This is a genomic window from Marinobacter sp. C1S70, from assembly GCF_000475355.1.
Taxonomy (GTDB): Bacteria; Pseudomonadota; Gammaproteobacteria; order Pseudomonadales; family Oleiphilaceae; genus Marinobacter; species Marinobacter nauticus.
In genome coordinates, this window is the sequence record NZ_AXBW01000096.1 from 1 (window position 1) to 1,348 (window position 1,348).

General features: G+C 60.5%; 1 protein-coding gene. It reads left to right on the forward strand.

The window, feature by feature from the left end:
* Positions 1 to 1,333: IS66 family transposase (tnpC, locus tag Q669_RS18975; RefSeq protein WP_022993510.1), on the forward strand; the 1,333-nt coding region annotated here is incomplete at its 5' end.
* Positions 1,334 to 1,348 lie beyond the last annotated feature (15 nt).

Genomic DNA, 1,348 nt, shown 5'->3' on the forward strand with positions numbered 1-1,348 from the left:
CGAACTGATCGACAGCGACCTGGCCGCTATCGAAGCCGAGCTGGACCAGGCGATGACTGAGGAGCAGAAGGCCGCTCGACCCAAGCAGAAGCCTAAGCGCACCCCGCTGCCACCGGAGCTGCCCCGTACCCTGATCCACCACGAACCGGACAATACCCGGTGCCAGTGTGGCTGCCAGCTCAAGCGTATTGGCGAAGACATCAGCGAGAAGCTGGATTACGTCCCGGGCGAGTTCACGGTGGAGCGCCACATCCGGGGCAAGTGGGCCTGCGAGCAGTGCGAGACCTTGATCCAGGCACCGGTACCACCGCAGGTGATCGACAAGGGCATCCCCACTGCCGGCCTGCTGGCTCAGGTGCTGGTGGCCAAGTATGCGGACCATCTGCCACTGTACCGTCAGGAACGCATCTTCGGCCGTGCCGGCCTGGAAATACCCCGTTCCACACTCGCCGAATGGGTCGGTGCCTGCGGTGTGCAGTTGCAGCCCCTGGCAGATGCGTTGAGAAACGCCTTGCTGGAACACAACGTTCTGCACGCCGATGAAACGCCGGTCAGCATGTTGGCTCCGGGTAAGAAGAAAACCCATAAGGCCTACGTCTGGGCTTACTGCACCACACCATTCTCGGACCTGAAAGCCACCGTTTACGACTTCGCCCCAAGCCGGGCGGGTGAACACGCCCGCACCTTCCTGGGTGACTGGCAGGGCAAGCTGGTCTGTGACGATTACGCCGGCTACAAGGCCGGGTTCGGCAACGGCATCACCGAAATCGGCTGTATGGCCCACGCCCGACGCAAGTTCTACGACCTGCACGAGGCCAACAAGAGCGAGCTGGCTGCGAAGGCTCTGGAATACATCGGCGGACTGTACGAGATCGAACGGGAAACCAAAGACCTGCCGCCGGATAAGCGGCTGGAAATCCGACAAACCAAAGCCAAACCGCTTGCTGATGCACTGCAGCAATGGATGCAGGCGCATCGTCAGAAAGTGCCGGATGGCTCCGGCACGGCCAAAGCGTTGGATTACAGCCTCAAACGTTGGAAAGCGCTGACGCGCTACCTGGATGATGGTGCTGTGCCCATCGATAACAACTGGGTGGAAAACCAGATCCGGCCCTGGGCGCTGGGCCGTTCCAACTGGCTGTTCGCGGGATCACTACGCAGTGGTCAACGTGCGGCTGCGGTGATGACCCTGATCCAGTCTGCCAAGCTGAACGGTCATGATCCCTATGCCTATCTAAAAGATGTGCTGACCCGCCTGCCGACGCAGAAGAACAACTCCATCGACGAGCTATTGCCCCACAACTGGAAGCCGACTATATCTGACAAGGTGTGATGGCCGGACGCTTAC